Annotated in this window: 16 protein-coding genes; all 16 read right to left on the minus strand. The window is 63.2% G+C overall.

Annotated elements, in window-relative coordinates; translation table 11 throughout:
- Position 1: 1 nt before the first annotated feature.
- The gene (locus PLU72_05565) at positions 2 to 880 is read right to left on the minus strand and encodes an MBL fold metallo-hydrolase (protein HOT27634.1); all 879 of its coding nucleotides are present in this window, start codon (positions 878 to 880) and stop codon (positions 2 to 4) included.
- Positions 881 to 1,032: 152 nt separating this feature from the next.
- A complete protein-coding gene (locus PLU72_05570; protein HOT27635.1) occupies positions 1,033 to 2,598 on the minus strand; it encodes an NAD(P)H-hydrate dehydratase in 1,566 nt (521 codons plus the stop codon).
- 114 nt (positions 2,599 to 2,712) lie between these two features.
- Positions 2,713 to 3,450, minus strand: a complete 738-nt coding sequence (locus PLU72_05575) for a hypothetical protein (protein ID HOT27636.1) — start codon at positions 3,448 to 3,450, stop codon at positions 2,713 to 2,715.
- Positions 3,447 to 3,797: a hypothetical protein gene (locus PLU72_05580; protein HOT27637.1), complete on the minus strand. Its 351-nt coding sequence runs from the start codon at positions 3,795 to 3,797 to the stop codon at positions 3,447 to 3,449. The genes PLU72_05575 and PLU72_05580 overlap by 4 nt, the downstream gene beginning before the upstream one ends.
- A gap of 92 nt (positions 3,798 to 3,889) precedes the next feature.
- Positions 3,890 to 6,337, minus strand: coding sequence for a zinc ribbon domain-containing protein (locus PLU72_05585; protein ID HOT27638.1), 2,448 nt, complete (start codon positions 6,335 to 6,337; stop codon positions 3,890 to 3,892).
- Positions 6,338 to 6,355: 18 nt separating this feature from the next.
- Complete coding sequence (locus PLU72_05590) at positions 6,356 to 8,839, minus strand: 4Fe-4S binding protein (protein HOT27639.1); 2,484 nt, start codon at positions 8,837 to 8,839, stop codon at positions 6,356 to 6,358.
- 1 nt (position 8,840) lies between these two features.
- Positions 8,841 to 9,995 carry an ABC transporter substrate-binding protein gene (locus PLU72_05595; GenBank protein ID HOT27640.1) on the minus strand — a complete coding sequence of 385 codons (1,155 nt, stop codon included), beginning with the start codon at positions 9,993 to 9,995 and terminating at the stop codon, positions 8,841 to 8,843.
- A gap of 22 nt (positions 9,996 to 10,017) precedes the next feature.
- Complete coding sequence (gene murI / locus PLU72_05600) at positions 10,018 to 10,848, minus strand: glutamate racemase (protein ID HOT27641.1); 831 nt, start codon at positions 10,846 to 10,848, stop codon at positions 10,018 to 10,020.
- Between the two features lies 1 nt (position 10,849).
- The gene (locus PLU72_05605; GenBank protein ID HOT27642.1) at positions 10,850 to 11,980 is read right to left on the minus strand and encodes a BMP family ABC transporter substrate-binding protein; all 1,131 of its coding nucleotides are present in this window, start codon (positions 11,978 to 11,980) and stop codon (positions 10,850 to 10,852) included.
- Positions 11,926 to 13,410, minus strand: a complete 1,485-nt coding sequence (locus PLU72_05610) for a radical SAM protein (GenBank protein HOT27643.1) — start codon at positions 13,408 to 13,410, stop codon at positions 11,926 to 11,928. The genes PLU72_05605 and PLU72_05610 overlap by 55 nt, the downstream gene beginning before the upstream one ends.
- 79 nt (positions 13,411 to 13,489) lie before the next feature.
- Positions 13,490 to 14,623, minus strand: coding sequence for a cell division protein FtsZ (ftsZ, locus tag PLU72_05615; protein ID HOT27644.1), 1,134 nt, complete (start codon positions 14,621 to 14,623; stop codon positions 13,490 to 13,492).
- Between the two features lie 85 nt (positions 14,624 to 14,708).
- Positions 14,709 to 15,944, minus strand: coding sequence for a cell division protein FtsA (gene ftsA, locus PLU72_05620; GenBank protein ID HOT27645.1), 1,236 nt, complete (start codon positions 15,942 to 15,944; stop codon positions 14,709 to 14,711).
- On the minus strand, positions 15,931 to 16,848 hold the full coding sequence (locus tag PLU72_05625; protein HOT27646.1) for an FtsQ-type POTRA domain-containing protein: 918 nt from the start codon (positions 16,846 to 16,848) through the stop codon (positions 15,931 to 15,933). Before PLU72_05625 ends, ftsA begins: the two co-directional genes overlap by 14 nt.
- A 464-nt stretch (positions 16,849 to 17,312) precedes the next feature.
- Positions 17,313 to 18,398: an undecaprenyldiphospho-muramoylpentapeptide beta-N-acetylglucosaminyltransferase gene (gene murG, locus PLU72_05630; protein ID HOT27647.1), complete on the minus strand. Its 1,086-nt coding sequence runs from the start codon at positions 18,396 to 18,398 to the stop codon at positions 17,313 to 17,315.
- Positions 18,398 to 19,579: a putative lipid II flippase FtsW gene (ftsW, locus tag PLU72_05635; protein HOT27648.1), complete on the minus strand. Its 1,182-nt coding sequence runs from the start codon at positions 19,577 to 19,579 to the stop codon at positions 18,398 to 18,400. The genes murG and ftsW overlap by 1 nt, the downstream gene beginning before the upstream one ends.
- 16 nt (positions 19,580 to 19,595) lie before the next feature.
- On the minus strand, positions 19,596 to 20,957 hold the full coding sequence (murD, locus tag PLU72_05640) for a UDP-N-acetylmuramoyl-L-alanine--D-glutamate ligase (protein ID HOT27649.1): 1,362 nt from the start codon (positions 20,955 to 20,957) through the stop codon (positions 19,596 to 19,598).
- Positions 20,958 to 21,070: the final 113 nt, after the last annotated feature.

Here is a 21,070-nt window from a genome sequence, read left to right on the forward strand (position 1 = left end):
GTCATCCCCCGTGGACCGGCGCGTCGGAAAACTCGAATCGCTTCTGGGATGGCATCGTCGCCGGGAAAAGGCTTCGCGCCGTCTTCCGCCGGGCCGATGCCGCCGCGCACGCGCACGTTTCCGTCGCCGCGTCCTGGGTAGCAATCGTCAGGCCGGCACCGGCCATCATCGGAAGCGCGAGAAGGGGCTCCACGTTTTCGCGCACCAGTCGCGGCGTGTTCGCCTCCTGGCTGACGTGAACGAGCACGAGGTGCCGTAACGGCTTCTGGAGGCGGGTCAGCACGCCTCGCACCCCCGCGTTCGGCAGATGGCCGGTTCGTCCCCTGATGCGGCGCTTCAGCCAGTCGGGATAGGAACAGGTCGCGAGCATCTCCTCGTCGTAGTTACTTTCGAGGCAGAGCACGTCGGAGCAGGTCAGATGCGCCATCGCAACGGGCGTCAGGTGACCGAGATCGGTCGCCGCAGCCAGAGAGAGCCCTCCGGCCTCAAACCTGAATCCGACGGGTTCGACGGCATCGTGGGGAACCGGGAACGTCCAGACCCTCAGGCCGGCAAACTCGAATTCCCTGTCGGTCGGAAGCCGGACGGCATGTTTCACCTCGAGCCCCTTGCGCTCAATCGCCGCGAGCGTCCCGCGCGTCGCGAAAATGGGCAGTTCTCCACGTTTTCCGAGGAGAACGCGAAGCCCTTTCACGTGATCTTCGTGGTCATGGGTGATGAACAGGCCGTTCAGCTCGTCGAGCGTGATGCCGAGCGCCTCGAGCCCTTGGACGATCCGTCTGCAGCTCAAGCCGGCGTCCAGCAGGAAACGGCGCTGCCCGAACCCGATCACGGCGGCGTTTCCCTGACTGCCGGACCCCAGAAACGTGACGGTGATCACTCGGAGATCCTGAAACGCTGCCGGTTGATCCGGATTCTCGAAACGAAGATATTCATGGATGGAATAAGTATGCACCGAACGGCTCATTTTTTCCAGTGGGTTTTCGGCCATCCACGGGGCACGTGCTCTGCAAAAAGCGGGGCACGTATATTTCAGGAATCGCCGTGCTTTTCCTCGCCACGAAGGCGTCTGAAACTCTTCGGAAGCGCCGCGACGACATCGCTGACGCTCATGGCGTCCGCCCCGAACTCGCCCCGGGCGACGTCGGCGGCGTCCGAGTGCAGATATACGCCGACGATTGCGGCATGGAGGGCGGAAAGCCCCTGGGCCATCAACCCGCCGATCAGCCCCGACAGCACGTCGCCGGCCCCGCCGCGGGCGAGCCCGGAGTTCGGTCTGCTGCAGACGTAGACCCGGCCGTCCGGGGCAGCAATGATGGTCGTCGCCGACTTCAGGACGAGAACGCACGACATCAGCCCTGCGAACTCGCGCGCGACGCCAATCATGTCTTCCTGGATGGAGGTGATCGTCCGTCCCGTCATCCGCGCCATTTCGCCGACGTGGGGCGTCAGCACCATATCGTGTCCATGTTTTTTCAGTTTCGCGAGGTCGGCGGGCTCCGGCAGCGCATCCGCGTCGAGAACGATACCGCCGGCCCATGCGTCGGTCAACGCGTTCATCGAGGCCTTTGACGATTCCGAGCGTCCCCAGCCCGGACCGGCAACCACGGCCGCATATCTCCCGACGAATCCGCGGATTTCTTCCGCCTCGAGGGCAAAGCCGCCGTCCCGGTCGTCGAACGGGCGCACGATGACTTCGGGCGGAACGGGGCATGTCATCTGGCGCGCGATACTGGCTGGCAGGCCGAGGGTGACCAGGCCGGCTCCCGACCTCAGCCCGCTCTGGGCCGCGAGAACGCCTGCCCCCTGGTAAGCATCGGATCCCCCGAGAATCAGCAGATGCCCGAATGCGTTCTTGTGGGCGGATTCACGTCTTGCGGGCAGAAGAGCGGACGCCAGCTCATGAGTGACGAGGGTATGCGAGGCGGAAACGGTTTCGAACGAGATCTGCGGCAATCCGATATCGGCCACCCAGACCTCTCCGACGATGTCCCGCCCCGGATACACGAACATGCCGAGCTTCGGCGCCCCCAGCGTGATCGTGCTGCTGGCGCGGATAGAAGGATCGGACACGCGGCCGGTGGTCGCGTCGAGCCCCGACGGGACGTCGACCGCGACGCACCAGACATGGCTCTGGTTGATGGTCCGCACGACTTCGCGCAGATAGCCGTTGATATTGCCGGTGAAGCCGGTTCCGAAGATGGCGTCCACGACCACGTCCGAGAAGTTGAGCGTCACGCGGAGCCTGTCGAGATCCTCCGCATCAGCCATGACCACGGGCTGGCCGCCGGAAGCCATGAACACGGTGAGGTTTTTCGTCGCATCCGGTGACAGCTCGTCCATTCTCGAGGTCAGGAACACTTCGACGGACACGCCGGCGTTCAACAGGTGGCGTGCCACGACGAGGCCATCGCCGCCGTTGTTCCCGCGGCCGCAGACGATCGTGAATCGTTTTCCCCTGAGTCCCGAGAGATTTTTTTCGAGCGTGAACAGGATCTTCAGTCCGGCATTTTCCATCAGGACAAGACTGGGAATGCCTATTTTCTCGATCGCATGACGGTCGATCTCGCGCATCTCATTCGCCGTAACAAGCCTCATCACGCACCCCCCACGATTCTCAGGTGCGGAAAGTATACCATGCCGCCGGCCCCGCAATACCGGCCCCCCAACGTTCGGGAAATGCCGCCCCGCGCACCGAAGGGGGGCGAAGCGTCAGAAGATGGCGCCGAGACCGAAAATGAGCGGCTTCCAGTCGTAAAAATCGGTGTAGGAACTCTTGGTCTGAGCGCCCAGGTCGGCCCAGAAACCGCGATGCGACTTGTACCGCCAGCCGATCGAAAAGACGTCGCCGTTGTAATCTGCGAGGAAACGGCCTCGATATCCGCGTTCCCCCGGCCTCGTCGGCGGATACTCGGTTCCGGCGAGCAGGCACAGGGATTTCGGCTCGCGACGGCCGCGGTCGTAGGAGCCGTAATTGGCGACGCCCGAACCAGGGTTGCCCCCGAAATTCCAGCCGACGCCGAAGCCGCCGAACGTCAGAAACATCGTGTGATAATTGTTCGAATTCGTGTCGAGCACCATGCCCACCGCGGTTTCGGCGAATTCACCGGTTCCGAAGGCCGGAAGCCGGAATTTCAGGTTGATCGTGGCGTCGGGATCGACGTCGTCGACGCCCCTGCGCGAATCCATCGCCTTTTGAACGCCGAGTTCGAAATCTCGCAACGGAGAAAATCCGAACGCCAGGTTCGTCAGCGAGCGCTCGGTCTTCGTGCCGGGAACCTGATACAAGCGGGTGTGCGCGGCAAGCTCGACCCCGCCCTGCCTGATCGTCGTTCCCGTCGGCGCCTGGATGTAGCCCGAAGGGCCCTGGAGCGTCAGATCGGCCGAAGCGGTCGAGACTGCCGCCAGAAATGCGAACAGGAGTGCAGCAATCGAACGAGAGCGCATCACAAAGACTGGTCGCCTCCATCACCCGGATTTTCCGCGAGAAAGCGCTTGTGGCATTCCCAGAAGTTCTGGCAGTAGGTGCAACAGTTCCGCCGATCCATGCACCGCTCGCCCCGGTACCAGTTGATCTTGCAGGTCGGGAAATACTTGCACCGCCAGCAGCAGTGCCAGTTGATCCGGAGGAAGTTCCGCCGTTTGATCTCCTCGATGATCAGCGCCATCGAGATGACGTTGCGTTCGAGGGCGGGATTCTGCATCAACTGGTTGAATTCGGCAATCTCCTCATCGTTTCCGTACAGGTTCACGATGAAGATCTCTTCGGCAAAAACGGGCAGATATTCGTCACTCATACGTTTTCACGATGCATCCGGCATTCAGCCAGAGATACCACACCCACTAGTATCGACCGCCAGGCACGTATTCCTGAGGAGAAAAAGCCGGTTCAGCGCGGCAGACCGACCGTCCGGACGCCATCCATGGTCACGACGAGGGCAGCCGCACGCGAAACGACAGGTTGCATGCTGAGAATGCCCGACGGCAGCGGACCGCCGGCGGCAACAGGGGGGCCTCCCGCCGATGGAAGTTGATAGATCGTGTTTTCCCCGCTTATCCAGAGGTTCCGGTCCCAGGTGAGACCTCGCACGCGGCCGCCGATGGAAGCGATTTTCGAGGCGACGCGCCCCGCATAGGCGTAGATGGAACCGTTCGAAAGCCCGATATACAGCCGTCCTTCGCCCGCCACGGATGCGGTCGCCTTGAGGTCCGGTCCGGTTTCCCCCGGGTAAAACGTGATGACCCATCGTCCGGATTGATCCTGTTCGAGAACGCCTCGATCCGTCACGACAAGGGGCTGGTCCCCAAGCGTCTGAACGAACCGCGCCTCCCTGAAGAAGTCTTCGGGAATCCGGCCTGCCGGCTCTGTCTTTCCGGCGGCGTCGACGCGCACGAGCCATCCGCCCTTCTTCAGCAGCAGGAGACCGCTCCCGCTTCCAGCCGCGGAAACAAGCTCCGCCGCCTGGTCAGGTTTGAGAAGGGGGGTGGGCCTGCCGCCTTCCAGGGACATGATCCCGAGGACCCAGGAATAGAGATAGGATTTTCCGTTCAGCCGCCAGAGAGCGACGATTTGATCGTCGCCCAGCGCGCCGTTTGCCCGGTTGAGGTTTTCCCAGCGGCCGTTTTCGAAGAACCACAGGCCGTCGTTCGTCGTTCCGACCCACACGCGCGCACCATCCCACAGGACGCAGGAGGCGGAAGGACCGCGCAGCGAGGCGGGAAGAGGGACCGTTCCGAAAATGGGATCGGAAACGGCCTGCGCCGACGTCGGCGCCTGCGAAATCGCCTGATACTGCGGAAGCACGGGAGCCGTCACCTGCGGAACCGGCGGAGCGGCGGCCGCAGGGCCGGATACCGGCACGGGGGTTTCCGGGACAAACGTTCCCACCGAGGGAATGATCGGCTGGACGGGAGCGGCCGCGGGAACGACGGGTGGCGCTCCCGGCACGGGCGCGTCCGTCGTCGCGTTCGTCGGCGCCAATGCGGAACCGTTCACGGTCGGAAGTCCCTGAAACGCATGGAGCAGAATGCGTTTCGGGCCGACCGTCGCGACGAACTCGCCGCTGATCGCAAGGGCGCGCTGGCCGACGTCGCCGCTCAACTTTTCGAAACGGCCATCGCGGTAGCGGAACAGGCCCTCGTCAGAACAGACCAGGAGGGCATCTCCAGCCATCGCCATGTCGCGGACACTCCGCGGCTCGCCCGGCGAGAGCGTCGTCCAAACCCAGTCCCGGCCGTTTTTGAAGCCGGCGGCGAGACCGACGTCGGTGCCCAGGTAGATCGCAGAGCGATCGGCGACAAGAGCGGTGACGGCGCGCCCGGCGAGGAGCTGGAGCCGAACCGGCTCGAAGGTGGTACCGTCGCCTTTGAGAAGCCCGCGCTCGTGAGCGACCCAGAGCTCTCCGTCGAGCCATCCGAACCCGACCGGGGTCAGGCCCTGGGTTCCGAGAAGCACGACGGCAAGGCCGTTGCGGCCCTTCAGCAGACCGTGGCCGACGGTTCCGATGAGATGCCCTCCGTCGCTCGTCGGAGCAACCTGGTTCAGCAGGTGGACGGGAAGCGTGTTTCCCTCGTAGAGCGGCGTCACGACGCCAGTCGTATCGAGAGCGAACGCTCCTCCGAATCCGGCGACGACAAGGCGGCCGCCGTCGACCAGGAGATGCCGTGCGTAGTAGTCGGCCGGCAGGCCGCTCACGGCCGTTGCGATGCCGCTTGCGGGGTCGATTTGCGAAACGCCGCCGTCGCCGCCGACGAACAGGCTGCCGTTCCACCAGGCCGCGGTCGTCACGTTTGCAAAGCCGGCGAGCCGGTGCTCGACGGTCCGACTGATGGCGCCGGTCGCGCCTGCCGGAACACCGGCCGGCGTCGCCTGAAGAACGAGGTCCGTGCGCGGCTGGAGCAGCAGGATTCCCGCGATAAAGGCGATGACGATCGCCCCGAACAGGATCTCGGGAGTCAGGGCCCAGCTGCGACGGCGAAGGATCTCGTCTTTCGCCTTCAACTCAGCGATCTCGCCGGAGAGCGCCATCAGCCGCTCGCGGTCGGGACTTTGCGCGTCGGCGGTTTCCTTCTGTGCCCCGGCTTTGGCGAATAGAACGGCCCGCCGTCGCTCCAGAGACTTGATCCTGACGGTGAGACCACCGATTTCCCACCAACGCTGGAGTTCGGCAACGGCCCACGCCATCCCGTCGGCAAGGTGGCCGAACAGGCGGCCGGGAAGCGAGGCACGTGAAATCGAACCGACCTCGAACAGCGGTTCGCCGCAATGCCGGCAGTATTCCGCGATCGGGAAATTCGCCTGCTGACAACGGGAGCAAACCTTCGGGCTCTGTTCCATCACGCCTCCTGCAGCCTGTTAGAGATACTCGGGAATGACCTGGGTCGAGGACGAGCGCTTGTCTTCGATCTTCAGAATCGGCTTGCTCTGCCTGATTTCGCGATACTTCGTGATCGTGCCGAACGGCACCAGGTCAACCTCCGTCCGCTGTCCGAACGCGTCGGCGAGATTGCGGGCCATGGTCTCGCGGGAATCGTGGGCGCCGTATTCCTCGGCGGTCACCCGGATGCGGTCGTCTTCGATGACGACGCGATAATCGCCGAACAGGCCGTGCGAGAAGATCGCCTCCTCGAAGTGGCGCACCCCCATGCGCCGGCCGTTGAGGACGACGGTCAGTTCCCATCTGCCGTGCGGCTCGATGCTGACGGTGAACCCGTAGGGGCAGGCGCTGTCAGCGACGGTGACGAAGTCGTCGAGCAGATATCGCACGAGCGGGGAACTTTTCTTGAGAAGGTTCGTATAGGCGAACCGTCCCTCTCCGCGCGTGCCGATGCAGGTCAGCCGCTCGTCGAAAATTTCCGGATGGTAGATGGGCAGAACGTGCTTCTCGCCGCACGGACACGGCAGGGAGAAGAAGCCCTCGACACAAGCATAAACATCGATATGTTTGAAGCCGAATTCTTTCGAAATGGCCCTGCTGCGGGAAGCGGCGCACAGTTCCGCGGTCGAGAGCGTCAGTTTCAGGTGCTCGAGAAGCCTGGGATACTGATCGGGGGTGTCTTCCTTCACGATGCGCATCCAGGAGAGGATGTCGATCGGGGTTCCGGTGAGCACCGACGGCCGCAGGCGCCGGAGGGCCCTCGCCATGCGCTCGGGCGTGGCGATCGTCGAGCGTGTCCCGACATTGGCGACGAGGCCGCCGAGGCTTCCGAGCAGATCGCCGAACGTCATTCCGGCGACCGTGAAGCCGAAGGTGAGGCCGTTCACGACGGCCCGGTTCTCGGCGAGAATGCCGTCCATGAGGCCGATATACGGCGTGATCCGGGCGAGCGCCCGGCCGCCGTGGAACTCGCGCGTGGTGAAGAAGGAAGGGGTCGGATACCCCGTCGACCCCGTCGTTTCGCCGTACAGAACCACCTGGTCGCGCATCGCGTCGGCGAGAACGTCGTACGGATCGGCGCTTCCGAGCTCCTTCTTGATCGTGAGCGGAAGGCTCTCGAACTCGGCGGGGGGACGACCGTAGAGGCGGCGGTAGAAGGCCGTTTGCTCGAACGCATATCGGGCCATGCCGAGCGGGGTTTTCGCCGCCAGCCGCATCACGACGAGGAAGAGGTCGCGTCGGAGGCGGTTCCAAAATCCACCGTATACTTCCGTCATGGTCCCGCTCATTTCAGTCTCTCCCCTCGATTTCTCTCCGGCAGGCCCGAACCGGAACCTCCGGGCCCCGGTCCGGCAGACCGGGATACATCTTCCGCAGCTCATGCAGGACGTCCGGTCGGCGAAGCCGGCGAACTCACGCGACACCCCCATCGGGCAGACGGACTCGCACGCTCCGCACCCGCTGCAGGCCGACCGTCCGTGTTCGATGCCGACCAGACTGACGCCGTTGAACAGGCCCCACAGGCCGCCGAGAGGGCACAGGACCCGGCAGAAGATTCTTCCGGAGACCATCACCATAGCAAGCACCAGAAGGAGTGTCAAGGCGATGTGGAACAGGATTTCGGCCTTGTCCCCCACCGCACCGGACAGCCAGCTGCCGACCGGGAAAAAGGATGGGGACGCGGTGGTCAGCCAGTAGGGCCAGATCCCGTAGATTTTTCCGGAGGCGCAGACGGTGCTGCAGAAAAAGTTGTGCCCCGTGATTCCGGCGGAAACAAAGGCGAGCGGCGCGATGACGACGAGCGCGAGCACCCAGTAGCGCAGATTCGCCAGGCCGCGCGGGATCTTCCAGCGTTTCAGGCTGAACCGGTCGACGATGTCGCTGATGAAGCCGAACGGGCACAGCCAGCCGCAAATGCTCTTGCCCAGCACCAGGCCGAACAGCAGCATCGATCCGATCAGATGCACCGGCAGGATCGATTTCGCGAGCAGGTTCTGGAACAGGCCGATCGGGCATGCCCCGCTCGCCATCTCGCATGCCTGGCAGTTCAGAAACGGAAATGTGCCGAGACACGAACGTCTCAGAGGCCAGATCGCCGAAGCCCTGATCACGCCGATGCGGGCCGTGACGAATGCGATCCACTGGATCACGGCACGCATGCTTCCGTGCAGCCAGAACTCCTTATTTCGCCACAGGGCGGCTAGCAGCAGAGCCGGGAAAAGGATGCCGACGAGGAAGATCAGCGGATGCCAGTGAATCTGGTCGAACGCATAGCGTTTCGCGCTCGCGTGGTCCGGAACGCCCGGTTCGAGGCGATTCACGAAGCTTTTCAGGCCGGGTTCGTCAAAGTTGCCGTAGGTCATCTGGGGCCCGACCAGTTCGGGCTGGCCCAGGAGGATGCCGACGGCGACCAGGACGACGGCGATGCCGAGCAGCAGGCCGAACAGGCGGGGAGCCGTCATCTCATCGTTCTCCCGCCCGCATCGGCTCGAGCGCTCCGCCGCGGCATACGGCGAGCCGAACGTCGCGAACGTCGTTGCCGGACGCGTCGAACGCGATGTCGCCGGTGACGCCGCGGAAGAGTGATATATTTGCTAATATATTTCTGAGCGCCTCTCTCGCCGTCGCCGGCTCGCGCCGGTCGGCGGCGGCGATGGCGGATGCGGCTGAAGCGAGCAGTTTCACCGTGTCGTAGGCATGGGCGGCGAACGAGTCAGCCGGCTCGCCGTATGCGGCTTCATAAGCCCTGCGAAATGCCGTGTTTTCGGGTGTTTCGGCGCCGGCGACGTATGGGCAGGTCACCACGACCCCGTCGACCGCCCGGTCGCCGCTTCCGTAAAACGCCGGGCTTGCCAGGCCGTCGCCGCCCGCGACGATCCCCGCGAAACCACTGCGGCGCAGGGCGGCCGCCGCCAGGCGGCCTTCCGGAGCGAGCATCCAGAGCACCGCGGCCTGCGCCCGGCCGGTGTCGGCGTCGCGAACGGCGTTCGAAGCGGAGGTCTCCGTCGCCGCCATGAAAACCGGGCCGGTGACCTCGCCGCCTTTTTCCCGGAACCGGCGCGCGAAGATGCGGGCGCCCATGCGGCCGTACCGCGACTCTCCGGCCAGCAGCGAGATACGCCGCAACCCCCGCCCCCACAGCCACTCGACGAGCGCGGCCGCCTGGCGGTCGTCATCCGCGAGCGTCCGAAACGTCCAGGGACTGCCCGCGCGCGTCAGGGAGGGGTCCGTGGCAACGCAGGTCAGGTGCGGCACGTGCGCCTTGACGGCGAGCATCGCGGCGACGTGCGTGCAGCCGGAATCGACGCTTCCGACCACGGCGACCGCGTTCCGATCGTAGATGAGCCGCGTCATCAGGTCTCCGACGCGCCCCATCTCGCCCCCGTCATCGACGGCGACGATCTCGAGAGGCGTCCCGTCGATGCCCCCCGCGGCGTTCACTTCGGCGGCGGCCAGCGAAGCCCCCTGCAGATGAGGCTTGCCGTAGATCGCCTTCGGCCCCGTGAGAGCCCCGAGAATCCCGACGATCCATGGGGAACCCTCCACGGCCAGGGCCGGACAGGGACTCCATGCCAGAATCGCTAATAGCGTAAGATATATTATTCGCTTTGCAGCCATGGCGTTCTCTCGCGGCTGCGCGTCAGTCCGCCAAGCCGGACGGCCCGATGTCCCGCTTCCACACGGGCTCGAGAAAGACACGCTCCAGAGGCCTGCCGAGGAACGTGCTCCCGATCGCGATGAAGTTTTCGGGGCTGTCGGAGACGTAGAACTCCTCGCTTCCGGCACGGTCCGGCGGGGCCTGGAATCTGCGGGCGGCCAGAAGCTCGGCGACTTCGCGGGCCGTTTCCATGGCCGAATCGATCAGCCGCACCTTTCCCCCGAAGAACTCCTCGATCAGGGGCTTGAGCAACGGATAATGCGTGCATGCGAGGATCAGGGCGTCGATGCCCGCCTCGCGCCAGTCCGAGAGATACATCTCCAGGGCCGTCCGCGTGATCGGGGCGTCGAGCAGGTTCTCCTCGACGAGCGGCACGAGCAGCGGGCATGACTTCGCGAGGATCACGTCCTGCGGCCGGAACCGGCGAAGCCGCGACTGATACGCCTCGGACCGGATCGTCGCGCTCGTCCCGATGACGCCGATGCGACCGTTGCCGGCGTTCACCGCGGCCCTCACGCCGGGCTCGATCACGCCGACGATGGGAAGATCGGTCTGGCGCTTGAGATACTCGAGAGCCAGCGCCGTCGCCGTGTTGCAGGCGATCACCAGCATCTTCACCCGCATCGATTCGAGAAACCGGGCGATCTCAAGGGAAAACCTTCGGATGACGGGGATGGACTTGTTGCCGTACGGCACGCGGGCCGTATCGCCGAAATACACGACATCCTCGGCCGGCAGCAGGCTCCGAAGTTCCTTGACGACCGTGAGCCCGCCGACCCCGGAGTCGAATACGCCGATCGGCCGTTCGTCCATCTCAGTTTCCCGCCGGACTCGCGACGCCGACCTCCGGAACGGAGGACGCGATCTCGGGAAGCGCGTCTTTGGCGAGCGGGTATGCTTCCGTGCCGGGGTCCGTCTTCAGCTTGCCTGCGATGATCTGGCGGGAAAGCTCGCCAAGCTCGTTGACGAGAGTTTCGCCGAGTTGCTGGCTGCTGAACTGGAAGTCGGTGAGCGAGATCGCGCCCTCGGCCATGCCGTAGCTGCGCTTCACGCCTTTCTTTTCCCCCTCGGGGCTTACGATGTCCTTCACCAGGTCCTCGACGACAAGATCGACCCGCTTCATCATGCTGGTCAGGACCAGTCCCGGCGCCATCCCGTCCTGGTTCCGGTCGACGCCGATCACGTTCTTGCGCGCCTCGACGGCGGCGGCGATCACGCCGAGCCCCGAAGCCCCCGCGGCGTGGTAGATGACGTCGCATCCGCCGTTATACATATCTAATGCTATCTTTTTTGCGACATCCGGCTTGTTGAAGCCCGAAAAGTCGCGGGCCACGAACCGGTCGACGACCTGCGTGTCGCTCGCCGCGAAGGCCGCGCCGGCATGGAAGCCGCGTCTGAACCGATCGATGACGGAGAAATCGTGCCCCCCCACGAAGCCGATCCTGCGGGTTTTTGAGAATTTTGCCGCGAGATAACCGCACAGAAATGAACCCTCGTGCTCGCGAAAAGCGATGCCCCTGATATTCCCCTCGTCGACGTCGGAATCGACGGCAAAGAATTTCAGCTGCGGATGTTCGGCGGAGACCTTGCGGATCGCCTTCTGGAACGCCATCCCGACGACGATGATCGCGTCGAACGGCTGGGCCGCGAAGAAGCGCAGCGATGCCTCGGGGTCTTTCATCGTGGCCGGCTCGATGATGACCGGCTCGATGCCGTATTTTTTCTCGGCCGCCTTGATCCCGTCGTGGGCCTGGTCGTTGAACCCCTGATCGTTCAGGCCCTGGGGGGTGATCATGAGTCCGATCCTGACTTTCTTCGACGGCGTCGGCTTCCCTTCCCCGCATCCGGTCAAGAGGGCCAGCGAGGCCAGAACGACGCACACGGCCAGAGTTAAAAGTCCAGGTCCGATGCGGGGGCGCTTTTCGCCGATCCTCTCTCCCGACATGCGGTTGCCTCCTTCTCGTATTCTTCGGCGAGCTCTGGCCCGACCCGCGCCAGGAACGCCTGTCGCGCAACCTCCGCCGGGCTTTCGAACTGCAGTTTCACCCGGTCCGCCAGCGGCCGCAACGTGGCTTTCAGCCGTCCGAACCGCCGTTTCAGCTCGTCGGGCGGGCACACCGGCTCGTCCTGCCACGCCGTGCCCCGCTTCGGAACGAACCCGGAAACCGTCGCCGAAAGGCTTTTGAAACCGTTCTGCACGCGGTCCGCCACGCTGACGGCAAACGCCGCGGTCGCGTCGAGGTCGTCGTCGGTCTCGCCCGGCAGTCCGGCCATGAAGTACAGCTTCAGATGCTCGAAACCATGCTTCCGGACGCGATCGAGCGTATCATAAAAGGCGTCTTCCCGCAACGGCTTGCCCATCCCCTCACGGCGCTCGCGGCTGCCCGTCTCGGGGGCCAGCGTCAGCCCGCGCACCCCGCACGCGGCCAGCCGTTCGAGGATTCGGTCGCTCAGACGCTCCCACTTGACCGACGAGTTGCGGAGACGCACGCCCCGCTCGGCGAGGAGATCGAGGATTTCCTCGATCTCCGGGTGGTCGAACAGCGAGGGGGCCACGAGGCCGAGATCGCGGCAACCGGGCCTCTCGTCGAGCCAGGCCGCGAGTCGGGCGGCCGGGACCGGGCGGGGCGGGTGATAAATAACCCGGGCAAGGCAGAATGCGCATCGGCGCGGACAGCCGCGCATGGCCTCGAACAGCGAGGCGCCGCCGAACACGTTGGCGGTCGTGACGATGTGAGACCAGGCCGGCTCTCGAGCCACGTCGTGCCTGCACCCGATGGGAACGGGGCCGGCGCTCAACGCGGGAGCCCAGACTCCGGGAAGCCCGGCGACGGATTCTGCCGAAAGTCCGTTCTCGAGAAAACCCTTCAGCATCGGCGCCAGAATCGTCTCGGCCTCGCCCGGCACGAGAATGTCGAAGATCCGGCTCAGGGCGGGCGCGTTGGCCGCGACGGCGGCGCCGCCGGCGATGAGCAAAGGGAACCGCCCGCGACGACGGCGCGCCGCCTCCACGGGAAGCCCCAGGGGGCCGAAGATCGCGGGAATGCGGTCGAAATCGCCTTCGAAACTGAAGGAAAACGCCAGGATATCGAAATCCCCGAGTGGCCGCCGCGTTTCGAACGAGTAGTAGGGCGGCCGCACGGGCACGCCGGGATCGAAGCCGAAGAAGAACCGTTCGATGCCGATGTCCGGCTGCCCGCCCGCGAGCCGATGCACGGTCAGGAAGCCCAGGTTGCTCATCGCCAGGGCATACGGACCCGGGAAGCAGACGGCCATGTTGAGCCGCCCCGCCACGCTCACCCGGCGTTCGTGGCGTTCCGTCGCCCGCAGCCGGTCGGCGGCCGACTCGACCTTGTGCCGGTGTTTCAGCCCCATCTCAGTTCGCCTTCCCGTCGAAGGAAAACCCACGAAGAACGCCGCGAACGGCGCCTTCGTGGGTCGTTATCGCTGTCGGTCAGCGGTTGCGCTTGCGGAGGAAGGTCGGGATCTCGCGGTCGTCGAGGGACGAGGCGATCGGGCCGTTGGTACCGGTCGCGGCCAGCGGAATCGGCGCCGCGAGCGGCTGCTCGACGGTGCGGCTGACGGTGCGCAGTTCCTCGATGATGCGCTTCTTGGGATCCAGTTCCTGGCGAACCGCTTCGCCGAAGCCGGTGGCGATGACGGTGATCTTGATCTGGTCATCGAGGTTCTCGTCGATGGCCGTGCCGAGGATGATGTTGGCGTCCTCGTCGACGGTTTCCTGGATGATGCTGGCGGCCTTGTTGATCTCGTGGATGCCGAGGTCCGCGCTGCCGGTGATGTTGATGAGTACGCCGCGAGCGCCCTTGATCGAGGATTCGAGCAGCGGGCTGTTGATCGCCATCTGCGCGGCGGTAAGGGCACGGTTTTCGCCGGAGGCGATACCGATGCCCATGAGCGCCGATCCGGCCTGGGTCATGATCGCCTTCACGTCGGCGAAGTCGGTGTTGATCTGGCCGGGATTGATGATGATGTCGGAGATGCCCTGCACGCCCTGGCGAAGCACTTCGTCGGCATACTTGAAGGCTTCGATCATGGTGACGTTCTCTTTGGACACTTCGAGCAACTTGTCGTTCGGAATGACGATGATGGCATCGACGGATTCCTTGAGGTTCTTGATGCCGAGATCGGCGGCGCTGGTGCGGCGCTTGCCTTCGAACCGGAAGGGCTTGGTGACGACGGCGACCGTGAGGGCGCCGACTTCGCGGGCGACCTGGGCGACGATGGGCGCCGCGCCGGTGCCGGTGCCGCCGCCCATGCCGGCAGTGATGAACACCATGTCGGCGCCGTCGAGCGCCTCGGCGATGCGGTCGCGGTCCTCTTCGGCGGCCTTTTTGCCGACCTCGTAATTGGCGCCTGCGCCCAGCCCCTTCGTGAGCTTGTCACCGAGCTGGATCTTCACCTTGGCATCCGAAAGCGCCAGAGCCTGCGCGTCGGTGTTCGCCGAAATGAACTCGACGCCAGCCAGCCCCGCGGAAATCATTCGGTTCACCGCATTGGTGCCGCCTCCGCCTACGCCGATAACCTTGATTTCCGCATTTTCCGCAGCCGCCTGATTGAAGTCGAACACTGAAAGCCTCCTTTTTCGCTTTGCCCCGCCGGCAAATATATATCTTCTGATATTGTATCAAACCGTTTAGAAACTGCCCTTCTGCTCAATCACTGAAAAATCTTCTGAAAACCGCCCTTACTTTATCTACGACACCACCAAGCACGCCCGGCTCCGCCGGCTCGGCCTGGTAATGTTGCGCTCCATACCGGATCAGCCCCACCGAGGTCGCGTAGATGGGACTGTCCACCCGCTCCCTGAGGCCGTTGATCGAGATCGGAAAGCCGCGCCGGACCGGCAGTCCGAGGCTTTCCTCGGCGAGTTCGGGGCAGCCCATCATCAGCGAGGTGCCGCCCGTGAGCACGACTCCGGCCGGAATCATGTCGAGCGAAACCTGCTTCGCGATCTGTTCCTTCATCTCGTTGAAAATCTCTTCCATCCTGGGCTCGATGATCTCGGCCAGGTCGCTCTGCGAACACTCGCGGGTCCGGTCGCTGCCGGCCACCGGAACCTGCATGCGGCACGCCGGGTCGATGAACTGGTTGTGAGCCACGCCGTACTTGATCTTCAGATTCTCGGCCGCGGCCGTCGAGGTCTTCAGTCCGACCGCGATGTCGTTCGTCACATACTGGCCGCCGACCGGCGCGCTGTAGGAGTGCACCACGTGGCCGTTCTGGAAAATGATGAGATCCGTGGTTCCGCCGCCGATGTCGATCAACACGACGCCAAGCTTCTTTTCGTCCTCGGTCAGCACCGACATGCTCGAGGCATAGGGCTGAAGGACGACGTCCTCGACCTTGAGCTTCGCGGTCTGGCAGCACTTGATGATGTTCTGCATCGCCGTCACGGCGCCGGTGACGATGTGAACCTGCGCCTCGAGCCGACTTCCGACCATGCCGATCGGGTTGCTGATCTCCTTCTGCTCGTCGACGACGAACTCGCGCGGAAGGATGTGGATGATTTCCTGATGGTGCGGAATCGAGATGGCCGTCTTCGCGTTTTCGACGGCCCGGTCGACGTCTTCCGCGGTGATTTCGTGGCCCGTGCCCTTGATCGCGACGATTCCCTGGCTGTTGAGGGAGTTGATGTGCGAACCGGCGATCCCGACGTAAACCCTCTCGATGACGACGTCCGCGACTTTCTCGGCTTCCTCGACGGCGTCCATGATCGCCTGCGTCACCTTCTCGATATCGACGATCGTGCCCTTCTTCACGCCGTCACCCGTGACGGCGTGCCCTACTCCGATGACGTTGACGGAGCCGGTTTCGTGCATATCGCCGATGACGGCGCACACTTTGGTCGTCCCGATGTCGAGACCGACGATCAGATCATCCGCCAGCACGTGGTTTCGTGGTTCCTTCCATGGAATTCCGGGCACGTCGTGGTTTGACGACGATATCACTTGGTGCCCTCATATCGAGATACTCAGGTTCTACATTATTCTTTTTGAGGTTGTCAAGGAGGGCACGCAAAAAAGCGTGCCGTTCCTTGAAGTCCTCGAGACTCTTCGGAAGGACTTTTTCGCCGGTTACGAGAAACAGATAGGGATTCTGCACGCTCGCGAAATTCAATTCCGAAATGTCTGACAGCGTGCCCGACCCGAGCCGGGTGATCCAGGTCCGCGCCTCAACGAAGCCGTCATGGTCTGCAACCGAGTCGCCGACGTCTTTGTCATGGAACTCGATCCCCGTGACGATGGGGAGATCTCGCTCACCCATCCCGGTGTTCGAGAGAATGACGCCGTCATCGGAAATCTCGAGAAACGAGGTTCCCATTTTGGCGTAGAGCAGGGGAACGCGCTCGGTCACCCGGAGTCGGACAGAGCACAGCCCCTTCAGCTCGACACTGGCATCCCTCACCATGGGGTGCAGGAGCAACTGCCTGCGAACCGCTTCGCGGTCGAGATTGATCACATTGGTTCCGGGAGCTATCCCGGCGAGCCTGAGAACTTCTTCGCGCGGAAGCTGGGAAACTCCCTCGACGACAATATCGCGGATTTCGAAATACGAGGTTCCGAAAAACAGGTATTTCAGCTGGACGATGGCAAGGTAGGAAAGCGACGCCATGAGCGCCAGGAAGCCGAGAGCCTTGAGCGGGCGGGCCCAGCGCCCCATACTCTGGAACCGGATCCTGAAGCTCCTTGTACGCACGCGATCCATGACGGAATCGGATATGGAACTGCGCGGCGCCTGGTAGAAACTGCGGCGTCGCGGCTGAGCGGGCGTATCGGATGGCGGCTGGTTCATGGAAATCATCGACGTAGACGGGATATGCTACCACCCTCGCGATTCTCTTACAAGACCGTGCCCTCAAAGCATCGATTCCCGGTCAATCGCCGGAACTTTCGTGGGTTGGCTCCATCCGTTCTTCACCTGCGCTCATCGGGCCTCTATCTTCAGATGCTTATTGAGTCCTGCATATCAAAAACCAGCTTCTCGTCTTCGTTGGTGCTGAGCTTGTCGAAGCACGAACAGCCACTTGCCGATGGTTCTTCATTTCGCCTTTCGACATGCTCAGAGCGAACGGTTGGTTTTCATTCTGCAGGACTCAATATTTCCTCCAAGCCTGCGGATGGAAATCAATCGTTTCCCATGAGGGATCGAAGGAAGAATGCTCGAAACCATGGGCGAGCGCTGGTTCGTGCTTCGATACCTCAGCACGAACGGAGTCTGCAACGTGGTTTTCGATTCGCAGGAATCGACACACAGCGTCAGCGTTGCAGGAGAGGCGCGATTTCGTCGAGAATTCGTTTCTCGACGTCGGCGGGGCGGCTCGCGCGCATGGCGGCGGCCATTGCGCTCCGCACATCCGGTGCGCTCATCCGCTCGATCTCGGCGGCCAGCGACGCCGGCTTGAGATCTCTGTCGAGGATGACCTTCGCGGCCTGTTGCCGCTCGAGGGCTCGTGCATTCTTTTCCTGGTGATTGTCGGTGGCGAAAGGGAAGGGCACGAGGATCGCCGGCTTTCCGCAGACGGCGATCTCGGCGAGAATCGTCGCTCCGGCGCGCGAAATCAGCAGGTCGGCCACGTCAAACGCCTCCTTCATCTCATGAAGGTAGGGAAGCAGGGTATAGTTCGGCAGCGACGCAGCCTCGGCCTTCACCCGCTCATGGTCGCGCTCACCTGCAATATGCACGAGATGAATCTCCGGATGCTCCCTCAACCACTGCCGGGTAAGGCCGATGCAGACATCATTGATCGTCTTCGCCCCGCCCGAGCCTCCGACGGCAAGCAACCAGAATTCGCCGCTTTTTTTCGGAAACCGGGAACTTCCTCCCGAATGTTGCAGGAACGCGCGCCGGACGGGATTTCCGGTCAGAACGACCCGCTCAGACAGCGTTTCGACCGCTTCGGCATACGTCAGCAGGACGCGGCAGGCGCTTCCGGCAAAGACTCGGTTCACGACGCCCATCGCCGCGTTCTGCTCGTGGATCACGAAGGGCACGCCGAGCAGGCGCGCGCAGGCGAGAACCGGAAACGCAACGTAGCCGCCCGTCGTGACGACCAGATCGGGCCGGAACTCGCGCATTCGCGCCAGGGCATCCCAGAATCCGGCGGCGTTACGGAAGGGAAACGTCAACCACTTCGGCGAGAGGGAACGGGGCATGCCCTGCGAACGCACGGGGAAAAACGGGAGCCCGTCGATGCGGCCCACGATACGGCTTTCCATCCCCTCAGACTGGCCGGCATAGGCCGTTTCGAGGTTCGGGAAACGTTCGAGAAGGAGTTCCCTGATGGCGAGGGCCGGGTAGATGTGACCGCCCGTGCCGCCGCCGCTGAAGAGAATTTTTTTCATCAGCGCCGTCGTCCCCCGCCCATCTGGCGGGCGTTGTCGAGATGCCTCGAGGAGAACGGCATCCGGCGCATGTCGATGAGGGCGTTCTGGCTCGACCCGTATTTCGAGATGCTGAGCAGGATGCCCATGCCGGCCGCAAGGAACACGAGGCTCGAGCCGCCGTAGCTTACGAACGGAAGCGTCACCCCCGTCGTGGGGAGCACGCTCAGAACGACGCCGAGGTTGATCATCGCCTGACAGCCGATGATACCGGTGATGCCGCTGGCGAGCAGAAAGCCGAACATGTCGGGCGCCCGGATCGCGATGTAGAACCCCCGCCAGATCAGCACGAGGAAGAGGAGAACGACGGCAAGACCGCCCGCGAAACCGAGTTCCTCGCATATGATTGCAAATATAAAATCCGTGTGCCGCTCGGGCAGGATGAAAAATTTCTGCCGGCTCTGCCCGAGGCCCAATCCCCAGATGCCCCCCGAGCCGATCGCCACCAGGGACTGAATGATGTGATATCCCGACGTGCGGGCGTTTTCCCACGGGTCGAGAAAGGCGAGAAGGCGCTTCATGCGATACTCTTTCTGGAAGATCAGCGAGACGGCCAGGATCATCCCCCCGCCCAGCATTCCGCCGAGATGCGTGAGCGAACCGTTTCCCAAGAAGAGAAGCAGGCCGTAGGAAAAGCCGATGATGAGCGCCGTCGACAAATTCGGCTCTTTCAATATCAATAAAAATACAGCGCATGTTATAATAAGATCGGGCACGACGCCTTTCGTCAGGTTCCAAATGCAATCTTGTTTTTTCGAGATGGAATGGGCCATGTAGATGACGAAGCACAGTTTCGCGAGTTCCGACGGCTGGATGCCGATGCCGGCGAACCGTATCCAGCGTTTTGCGCCGCCGATCTCGCGGGCGACGCCAGGAATCAGCACGACGACGAGACCCACGAACGCGACGACCAGCAGGGGGACGGCAAGGGCATCCAGCTTCCGGTAATCGATCTGGGCGAAGCCGAACATGGCCAGGAGACCGATGACGACCCACATCAACTGCCGCTTGAAATAGAAGAGGCTGTCCGACATCTGGGCCATCGAAGCGATCGAACTGGCCGAATACACCATCGTCAGCCCGATCCCCATGAGGGCGATGACGATGAAAAACAGGACGTGATCGTATGGATTCTGCTTCATCGGAAGGATCGGCCGCCTATTCCGGCAGGGCCTTCACCAACTCCTTGAACCTCGCGCCGCGCACCTCGAAGTTCGGAAACAGGTCGTAACTGCTGCACGCCGGCGAGAGGAGGACCGTATCGCCCGAAATGGCAAGTCCGGCGGCCTTTGCAACGGCGTCTTCGAGTGTAGGAACGGAGACCAGGGGAATGATCCCTTCCATTGCCGACCGGAACCGTTCCCGCGCCTCGCCATACAGCACGACGCTGCGCACGCGGCCGCGCATCGTTGCGATCCATTCAGAAAGGTCGGTGCCCTTGTCGCGCCCGCCGGCGATGAGCACGACCGGCGGCGTGCATGCGCGCAGGGCAATGATCGACGCCGCGCAGTTAGTGCCCTTCGAGTCATTGATCCAGGTCACCCCCGAGCGGTCGCGAACCCACTCGAGACGATGTTCCACGCCGGCGAACTCGGCGACCACGGGTTCGAGACGCGAGGGTTCGACACCGGCGAGCAGCGCTGCCAGCGAGGCCGCCATGATGTTCTCGCAGTTGTGCCGGCCGATGATTTTCACCGATTTCCGGCCGAACAGCTCCGTTTCGGTGCCGTCCTCCCGGATGTAAACGAACGTGTCCCCGCGCATGGTGACGCCGGGGCGGCGGCCGTCGAGCTCCCATCCAAACCAGGCCTTCCTGCATCCGACGCGCCCGGACAACTCACGCATCGACTCCTGATCGGCATTCAGGATCAGGATCCGGTCGCCCGTCATGTTGAGGGCGATCCGCTCTTTCGCAGCCCGGTACGCGTCGTATGACGGATACCGATCCAGGTGGTTCTCGAAGAAGTTCGTGATGATCGCGATATCGGGGGTGAACTCGGAGATCGTTTCGAGCTGGAAACTGCTCACTTCCAAGACCTGGACGGCATCGTCGCCCGTCCTGGCGGCGAACTCCATCATCGGAATGCCAATGTTTCCGCCCAGAAACACGTTCGAAAACCGGGATCCGCAGAATTTCGCCAGAAGGGTCGTCGTGGTCGTCTTCCCGTTGCTGCCGGTGACGACGAGTCGCCGCCCCTTCGAAAGACGGTAGGCGATCTCGATTTCCGAGTGTATGGGAATTCCGCGCCCGGCGGCCTCCCGGAGGATGGGGATGTCGGTAGGCACGCCGGGGCTCAGAACGATGAAATCAGCCTGGAGCACACGTTCGGAATGGCCGCCGCCCTCGATCTCGACGGATGCCGGCACACCGGCTTTCGCAAAAGCATCGCGAAGCTTTTCGACCGGCTGGATGTCGGAAACCAGGACCCGTGCCCCAAGTTCGGCAAGCGTTCTGGCAGCCGCCAGCCCACTTTTTGCGGCACCGATGATACTGACGGCTCTTCCCTGAACGTTCATCATGCTTCCTCTATTTCAATGAATGACCGGATATCATATCACACCCGTCAAGCGGCCCAGGGCACCGTGCCCTTCATTCGAATGTTTGAATCGCAGAGGTCTTTCCGGGCGCATCG

It is taken from the genome of Candidatus Ozemobacteraceae bacterium, assembly GCA_035373905.1.
In the GTDB taxonomy this organism is placed as follows: Bacteria; Muiribacteriota; Ozemobacteria; order Ozemobacterales; family Ozemobacteraceae; genus MWAR01.

Coding starts and splice junctions, on each gene's coding strand:
- murG (HOT27647.1), bottom strand. CDS start 18,398: ATGAAAAAAATTCTCTTCAGCGGCGGCGGCACGGGCGGTCACATCTAC.
- PLU72_05590 (HOT27639.1), bottom strand. CDS start 8,839: ATGACGGCTCCCCGCCTGTTCGGCCTGCTGCTCGGCATCGCCGTCGTC.
- PLU72_05570 (HOT27635.1), bottom strand. CDS start 2,598: ATGAGGCTTGTTACGGCGAATGAGATGCGCGAGATCGACCGTCATGCG.
- murI (HOT27641.1), bottom strand. CDS start 10,848: ATGGACGAACGGCCGATCGGCGTATTCGACTCCGGGGTCGGCGGGCTC.
- PLU72_05580 (HOT27637.1), bottom strand. CDS start 3,797: ATGAGTGACGAATATCTGCCCGTTTTTGCCGAAGAGATCTTCATCGTG.
- PLU72_05625 (HOT27646.1), bottom strand. CDS start 16,848: ATGAACCAGCCGCCATCCGATACGCCCGCTCAGCCGCGACGCCGCAGT.
- PLU72_05610 (HOT27643.1), bottom strand. CDS start 13,410: ATGGGGCTGAAACACCGGCACAAGGTCGAGTCGGCCGCCGACCGGCTG.
- PLU72_05605 (HOT27642.1), bottom strand. CDS start 11,980: ATGTCGGGAGAGAGGATCGGCGAAAAGCGCCCCCGCATCGGACCTGGA.
- PLU72_05585 (HOT27638.1), bottom strand. CDS start 6,337: ATGGAACAGAGCCCGAAGGTTTGCTCCCGTTGTCAGCAGGCGAATTTC.
- ftsW (HOT27648.1), bottom strand. CDS start 19,579: ATGAAGCAGAATCCATACGATCACGTCCTGTTTTTCATCGTCATCGCC.
- PLU72_05595 (HOT27640.1), bottom strand. CDS start 9,995: ATGGCTGCAAAGCGAATAATATATCTTACGCTATTAGCGATTCTGGCA.
- murD (HOT27649.1), bottom strand. CDS start 20,957: ATGATGAACGTTCAGGGAAGAGCCGTCAGTATCATCGGTGCCGCAAAA.